The sequence below is a fragment of the Candidatus Magnetobacterium casense genome, from assembly GCF_019173545.1.
GTDB classification, from domain to species: domain Bacteria; phylum Nitrospirota; class Thermodesulfovibrionia; order Thermodesulfovibrionales; family Magnetobacteriaceae; genus Magnetobacterium; species Magnetobacterium cryptolimnobacter.
This window is the reverse complement of the sequence record NZ_JABXWD010000593.1, coordinates 1-1,644: the sequence shown is the minus strand read 5'-3', so window position 1 is coordinate 1,644 and position 1,644 is coordinate 1. Positions and strand designations below refer to the sequence as shown.

Sequence of the window (1,644 nt, the reverse complement as noted above, 5' to 3'; positions counted from 1 at the left end):
TACCGGTCCATTTGACCTTGCCGGCACAGTCCCGTATAACAACGGAGGCGTCCTTGACCGGTGCGGCATCATCCAGGGATGTCACCCACACGACGGATGACTCGCGTCCCCACTTAAAGTGTGCCGCCATGTTGGTCACCAGCGCTGCCGTGGGGACGTACATGGGGGCGGGTTTGGCCAGCAGTGAGGCACCAAGTACCTCGCTCTCTAATTCGACTATGTACAGGCCGGGTTTTTTCAGTGGTATCCCGATGACCTCAAAGGCCTTGGCCCCTTCCGGTTTTGGTATCCTGAGTTCGTCAACCCCCTTGGCTGCCTTAAGTGCGGGCTTTTCACGCTTGGCAGAGGCGATGGTGTTTAGCCACTTTATGACCTCTTCATCATCGTCCGGGACGACCCTATGAATCTTGCCGTTGATGTTTGCGTTTGTTTCCGGCGGTTTTTGTTGAGGGGGGATATCCTGGCCGGATTTTTTCAGCCAGAGCCTAAGTTCTTGTTCGATGTTTCTGACGGTCAGGGGTAACATGGCCCCGGTCTTAAGCTCTATGATCCCAAAGCGTGAGGCAAACTTCGCCAGTGGCGGATAGCCTTCCGTGCTCACCGCAAGCGGGAACTTGCCCTGATTGGACAGCACCCTGCCGGAGTCGTCCTTGAAAGTGGCATTTAGTTCGAGTGTATACTTTGTATTTTCAGGGAAAGGCCCCACGAAGTTTACATAGCTGACATAGTCGTCTTTGTTGGCCTTGCCGTCCTTGCTTTCGGCAGCGAGTGTGTTTTTTATGACCTTGCCGTCGCTGCTCTTTAGCACGATGCCTCTTGCCAGGTCGCTGCTTACGGGAGCCGAAAAATTCAGATGCATGTTAGATATGGGGATACATCCGCTGCCGGCCTTCTCTCGCATACAGTGAAATGTAGCCGTAAACTCTGCCCTGCTCTTATAGGCCAGCACCTGGTCGGCGGCATTAGAGACACCGCTGAGGTTCTTAACGTCTTTGCCCCAGACGAGCTTTACGATGGTGTTTGGTGGGAAGGTGCGTTTGCAGGCCAGGGCGACGAGTTTTGGGTTGGCGCTCTTTTTGTCGCCGTAACCGTAGGCTATTTTTATGTAGTCCAGGCGCTCTTGTCCCTTTAGGATGTTGACCCCGACTCGCTCCTTTATGCCGTCGATGGCGCAGTAGACGTTTTTGGTGATACTGTCCTCAACGGCCTCCGTGTTTAGCGTGAGCACGAAGACCTGTTTTTCATCGATTTGCTCGTTGCCTTCGTAGGGTCGCATCTTTACGATGACCGGTCCGCCGGTGGAGAAGGAGAAGTCCCGTTTGCCTTCGATGGGTCTGCCGCTTAGTGTCTTGAGTTCAGGCTTTAGCGTGAATTTGCACACCACACCCCCTGGGAGGTCATTATCGAAGTCGTATGACCAGTTTTTGCCATCCACCCATCGGCCTGCCCCCTTCTGGACGCATTCAACCTTAAAAGGGTTGTCAAGGCGGGGCTGTCCAAATGGAACCATCTGCTCGGAAAACCGCACCGTGACCTGTCTTACGTTCTTAACCGTCCCCTCCGGAGAAAACATCTCAACCGTACCAGCAGTAGGATCAGCCGCGTAGGTTGAACCAGGAATCAAAAACACACAACCAGACAACA

1 pseudogene is annotated in these 1,644 nt (G+C 53.8%); it reads right to left on the bottom strand.

The features are described 5' to 3' along the window. Positions 1-1,624, bottom strand: a pseudogene (locus HWQ67_RS17925) (alpha-2-macroglobulin); the annotation flags it as partial. Positions 1,625-1,644: the final 20 nt, after the last annotated feature.